4 protein-coding genes are annotated in these 6,046 nt (G+C 71.9%); all 4 read right to left on the reverse strand.

Translation table 11 applies throughout. The features are described 5' to 3' along the window. Positions 1-234: hypothetical protein (locus tag ACWCP6_RS37095; RefSeq protein ID WP_450937077.1), on the reverse strand; the 234-nt coding region annotated here is incomplete at its 3' end. 172 nt (positions 235-406) lie between these two features. Continuing rightward, a complete protein-coding gene (locus tag ACWCP6_RS37100; protein WP_450937080.1) occupies positions 407-958 on the reverse strand; it encodes a GNAT family N-acetyltransferase in 552 nt (183 codons plus the stop codon). A 151-nt stretch (positions 959-1,109) separates the two neighbouring features. Beyond that, positions 1,110-3,332, reverse strand: a complete 2,223-nt coding sequence (locus ACWCP6_RS37105) for an MMPL family transporter (RefSeq protein ID WP_450937078.1) — start codon at positions 3,330-3,332, stop codon at positions 1,110-1,112. Positions 3,333-3,527: 195 nt separating this feature from the next. Beyond that, entirely contained in the window at positions 3,528-5,639 is a 2,112-nt protein-coding gene (locus ACWCP6_RS37110; RefSeq protein WP_450937079.1) for a phosphocholine-specific phospholipase C, read from the reverse strand. Between the last annotated feature and the right edge of the window lie 407 nt (positions 5,640-6,046).

Genomic DNA, 6,046 nt, shown 5'->3' on the forward strand with positions numbered 1-6,046 from the left:
GCGGGCCCGGTCCAGTGAGGACGTACTCACCGGCCCCTCGGTGTCGTGGCCGGGTGACCGGCGTGCGGCACGGCTGGCCTTGCGCGCCGCACGGACGAGGCGGCCGTGCTCCGCCTCACGGACCCGGTCGGCTGCGAGTATCTGGTGGGTCTCGTACGCGTACATCCGGAAAGCCCCCTGGGCGAGTCGGTTGCGGCGCCGCAGTCCGGCGCCCTGCGTCGCTTTCTGCGACATCGCAACTCTCGTCCCCCAGGGGGCTTCGGGACATCGGGAGAGTGCCGCATCTTGCGCATCCGACGGGCCTTAGGGGCTGCCTCGGGTACGCGCGGGGGTACTTATGCGCACCGCGGCCTCCTCAGGAGGGCGTCCGGGCCGCCCGACGCGGAGGTGACGGCACCGGCCCGGTCTAGGGCCTGGCCCGCCACTCCGGCGCGAGGACGGACCACACCTCCATGTCGTGGCGTACGCCGTTGTGGGGGTAGCTCTCGCGCAGCACCCCGTCGCGGGTCATGCCGAGCCGCCCGGCCACCTTGAGGCTGGGCGTGTTCGCGGACGAGGCGATCCATTCCACCCGGTGCATGCCGCGCTCGTGCACGGCCCAGTCGATGAGGACGCGCGCGCCGCGCGTGACGAGACCGCGCCCCGCGGCGGCCGGTTCCAGCCAGCAGCCCAGCTCGCAGGTGCCGAAGGCCGCGTCGAAGATCCGGAACAGCAGTCCGCCGACGAGTTTCCCGTCCAGCCAGACGCCGTGCAGGCTGCCGCCGTCGGCGGCGCGCTTGTCGGCGTACGACTGCAGCAGTGCCCGCGCGGACGCGACGTCCGTGATGCCGGATCCGAAGGCGATGTACTGCCCGATGAACTCGCGTCCGCGGTCCAGATGGGCGAGGAACTCCTCGGCGTGCCAGGGCTCCAGGGGCCGCAGTTCGGCGCCGTCGTCACCCAGCGATATCGCGTACATCATGCTCCCAGATCGTCGTCGGGCCCGTCCCGGCCCGTCGTCCCGTGGCGTGCCCCGGCGTGCTGTGTTGTCGGGTTGTCGTGCTGCCGTCACCGCGGCTGCGGTACGAGGCATCCCGGCCCACGGGGACCGCCGTACGAGGCGTCCCCCGTCACCGTGACTGCCGTACCAGCTCCTCGCTCGGCGGCTGCTCCGGAATCCTCGCACGATGGCACTCGGAAGGCTCGATGCTGATGCGCGGAAGGACGCGGTCGAAACGGCGGGGCAGCCACCAGTTGCCGCGGCCGAGCATGTGCATGAGCGCGGGCACGAGCAGGGTCCGCAGGACGAAGGCGTCCAGGGCCACCGCGGAGGCGAGCGCGATCCCGAACATGGCGATGACGCGGTCGCCGCTCAGTACGAAGGCGAGGAAGACGGAGATCATGATGACCGCTGCGGAGTTGATCACCCGGCTGGTCTCGGCGAGGCCGACCCGTACTGCGCGCCGGTTGTCGCCGGTCTCCAGCCACTCCTCGTACATGCGGCTGACCAGGAAGACCTGGTAGTCCATGGAGAGCCCGAACAGCACCGACACCATGATCACGGGGAGGAAGGGCTCGATGGGTCCGGCCCTGCCCAGTCCCAGCAGCTCGCTCCCCCAGCCCCATTGGAAGACCGCGACGACCACGCCGAAGGCGGCGGCGACGGCCGCGAGGTTCATCGCGGCGGCCTTGACGGGGATGCCGATGGAGCGGAAGGCGAGCAGCAGGAGGACGCAGCCGAGGCCGATGACGATGCCGACGAAGAGCGGCAGCTTGCCGATGATCACGTCGGCGAAGTCGTCGTAGCCGGCGGTGACGCCGCCGACCCGTACATCGAGCGAGGTGTGCTTCTCGGCACGGGGCAGCACGTCCTGGCGCAGCCGGTCGACGAGGGCGCTGGTCGTCTGCGACTGCGGGGCGGACTCGGGGACGACGGTGAGGTACGCGGTGTCGCGGCCCTTGTTGTAGGTGACCCGGCCGACCGATGCGACACCCTCGGTCGTGCGCAGGGTGCGGCCGAGCTTCTTCAGGGCGAGCCGGTCACGGGCGCCGTCCACCTCGGTGACGAGCGTGAGGGGGCCGTTGACGCCGGGTCCGAACCCTTCGGCGAGCAGGTCGTAGGCCTGGCGTGTGGTGGCCGTCCGCGGACCGTTGCCCTGGTCGGACGTGCCGAGCCGGAGGGAGAGGGTGGGCAGGGAGAGGGTGGCGACAACGACGAGCGCGATCACCGCGAGCACCTTGGGGTGCCGCTCCACGAAGGCGGACCAGCGGGCGGCGAGACCGGTCGGCACCTCCGGTCCGGGTCCGTGCTCCGCGAGACGCCGGCGCTCACGGCGGCTCAGAGCGCGCAGGCCGATCCAGGAGAGCAGCGCGGGCAGCAGCGTGACGGAGGCGGCGACGGTGAGGACGACGGTGAGCGACGCGGCGACGGCGACACCGTTGAGGAAGCTCAGGCGCAGGATGAGCATGCCGAGCAGGGCGATGCACACGGTGGCCCCGGCGAAGACGACGGCCCGCCCGGTGGTGGCGACGGCCCGGGCGGCGGCCTCCTCGACGGGCAGGCCGCGTTTCAGGCCGCGGCGGTGCCGGGTGACGATGAACAGCGCGTAGTCGATGCCGACGCCGAGGCCGATGAGCAGCCCCAGCATGGGCGCGAAGTCGGCGACGGTCATGGCGTGCCCGAGGAGCACGGTTCCGGCGTACGCGGTGCCGACGCCGACGAGTGCGGTCGCGATGGGCAGCAAGGAGGCGGCGAGGGAGCCGAAGGCGAGGAGGAGGACGACGGCGGCGACGGCGACGCCGACGGCCTCGGCGAGGTGTCCGCTGTGCGACTCGGTGAGCCCGAAGGCGCTGCCGCCGAGTTCGACGCGCAGGCCGTGTCCGGTGACGGTCCCGGCGGAGGCGGCGGCCCGTGCGGTGTCGGCGACGGCCCGTACGTCGTCCTTGGCGAGGTCCTCGGACGGCTTGTCGAAGGTGACGGTCGCGTACGCGGTGTGCCCGTCGTGGCTGATCCCGTGGGCGCCGTGGCGGGCGTAGGGGCTGGTGACGGAGGCGACGGAGGGCAGTTCGGCGATGCGGTCGAGGGTGCGCGTCATCGTGCGTTTCACGGCGGTGGCACGGACGCCTCCGCGGTCCGTGTGCCAGACCACGGTGTCGCTGTCACCGCCGAGGCCGTGGAACCCCCGGTCCAGCAGCCGGGAGGCCTGGCCGGACTCGGTGCCGGGCACCTCGTAGTCGTTCGAGTAGGCGGGGCCCGCGAGTGCGGCCGCGGCCGCGGTGCCGCCGAGAGTGAGGAGCCAGAGGAGTACGGCGGCGAGGCGATGCCTGACACACCACCGCGCGAGTGCTGCCACGGACGTGCTCCCGTGATGCTGTAGGGATCTTCATCGGGAACAGCCGCGACAGCCCGCAAAGAACGTATGAATGGTGCATTGACACTCTTGCAGCTGCAAGAGATCCTTTGTCTCTTTCGTGGCCTTCCTCACAGGGGTGTGCGGGAATTCACGCCCATGCCCGTGAACTCCCGCCCGCCCGGAGGACGGTCCGGCTCAGCCGGAGACGCTCGCGCGCCCGTCCTCGATATGCCCCATGAGCCGCCGCCGGAAGGCCCGGTCGCCGTCGACGGTCACCTGGATGTCGTACCAGCCGTGTTCGGCATCCGTCCGCCAGGCGAGCGAGCGACTGGTGGATGCTTTGACGCGAATGCTCCGCGTACAACGCTTTACATCTGTTTCGTGCACATATCCGAGCGGTGCGACCGTGAAGACGATGTCCTCGGTACCTCGGTTCACCAGCGTGAGGTGGATCTCGCGGTGCCGGATCTCGGAGGTCAGTTCGGCGGTGGAGTCCTTGCCGCCGGAGAACTCGCGCCGGAAGCCGTTCGGGCCGGTCACGGTGAAGTCGTACGCACCCTCGCGCACCGGGACGTGCCACACGCTCGTGCCCCGCACGTCCCTGTGCTGCGGCACGGCGAACTCCGCGGCGTACGGGTAGAGCGCGAAGTGCGCGCTGGACCGCCCGGTGTTGACCAGCCGCACCGCCACCGTCCCGGCGCCCGCCTTCGCATAGGCGTCGGGCTGGTACGGCAGCGGGCGCGCCGGGCGCGTGCCGGGCTCCTGCGCCGGCATCGTCTGGGCGGCCGGCGGCTCCGGGTTCCAGCGTCCGCTGAACGGCGGGATGGGGCCGGGCTGCCCGATCCGCGGCCGCTTCCGGGCGCGCCGGAAGTCGAAGGCGCCGGTCAGGTCACCGGTGACGGTGCGCCGCCAGGTTCCGATGTTCGGCTCGTGGACCCCCGTCCACTTCTCCAGGAACCGGATCACCGACGTGTGGTCGAACACCTCGGAACACACGTATCCGCCGACCGTCCACGGTGAGACGACCAGCATCGGCACCCGCATGCCCAGCCCGGTGGGCAGCCCCTGCCAGCGCTCCTCCGGGTCCTCGGGGGCGGGGACGGGCGGGGGGACGTGATCGAAGAACCCGTCGTTCTCGTCGTAGTTGATGAAGACGGCCGTGCGCCGCCAGACCTCGGGGTGCGAGGCCAGCGCGTCGAGGACCTTGTACACGATCGTCGCCGAATGGACCGGGGACGAGACGGACGGGTGCTCGGAGTCCACCGCGGACGGCACGAGATAGCTCACGCGTGCGAGCCTGCCCCGCGCCACGTCCTCGGCGAAGGTCTCCGCCAGCTTCCCCGTCGGCACACGGCGCAGCCCCCGCTCGAAGAGGGACCGCTCGGCGTCGGTGAGCCCGGCGGCCCCCTTGTCCAGAGCGGCGAGCAGCGCGCCGCGCTCGGCGTCACCCCCGGCGTCGCGCACCCGCGCGTAGAACGCCTCCATGTAGGTGTCGGCGGCCTCGCCGTTGCCGGTCCCGGCGTTGACCCCGGCCAGCACCTTGCGGGCGATCGCCTTGAAGGTGGTGAAGAACTCGATCTGGTTGTCGGTGAAGTTCTCCCACTCGGTGTACGTCTGCCAGCTGATGCCGGCCCGCTCCAGCCGCTCGGCGTAGGTGCCCCAGCCGTAGCCCGGGTGCGTCCCCTCGTCGTAGGCGTCGTTGCCGACGGCCCGCCTGCCGTCGGCCTCGTAGCCGGTCTTCCCGCTCCACAGGTGGTTGCGGTTCGGGCTGGTCGAGGAGTGGATGGAGGAGTGGTAGGCGTCGCAGACGGTGAAGGTGTCGGCGAGCTCGTAGTGCAGCGGGATGGCGTCACGCGTGTAGTACGCCATCGTCGCCGCGGTCTTCGCGGTGACCCACCGGTCCGTCCAGCCGTCCCGCCACGCCGTCGCGCCGCCGCTCCAGGAGTGGTCGAGCGCCCCGATGTACTGGAGGTCCTTGTGCTGCGCCGCGGCGGCGTCGCGCACGGCGAACGGCAGGACCGTGCGCATCGGCCCCGGCTGCTCGAACACCGGCGCACCGTCCGGGAGCCGGACGGCGTTGCGGTCGGAGAAGCCGCGGACGCCACGAAGGGTGCCGAAGTAGTGGTCGAACGAACGGTTCTCCTGCATCAGGATCACCACATGCTCGATCGCGTCGAGGCCGCCCTTCGGCGGCTCCTGCGCCAGGGCCTGCTGCACCGACGGCGGCAGAAACGACCCGGCGACGGCGGCACCGAGCGCACCGCCCCCGAGCGCCATCACACGTCTGCGCGAAATCTCCGGGGACACCTGCGACCTCCCAGTCGACATCCCATGGTTCTCGGGCGATCCATTGCGTGGTACGCCGGGGACCGTAGTGAGCGCAGGTGGCGGAGGGAAGGCCCGGAACAGGCCGAAAGGCGAACGTCCGACGGGTGGCGCCCGAAGGCTCAACTCGCGCTGCCCGGAAGGGGGATGCGGCACACCACTGACCGGGGGTCGCCGCCTGGTGAGGGGCGGCGCACCACGGCCCTGGGTGCCGCACCCGAAGAGGCGACGCAGCGCGAACCCGGGCACCGCGCAGGAAGACCCGGCGCACCGCGGCCACGGGCACCGCACGCGAAGGGGCGGCGCCCCGGAGGGCCGGGGGCCGCGCCCGGGGCCGGCCCGGGCCGACGGGCCCGGGGCCGGGGGGGGCGCCCCGGCGGGGGGCGAGG

Source organism: Streptomyces sp. NPDC002004 (genome assembly GCF_053593975.1).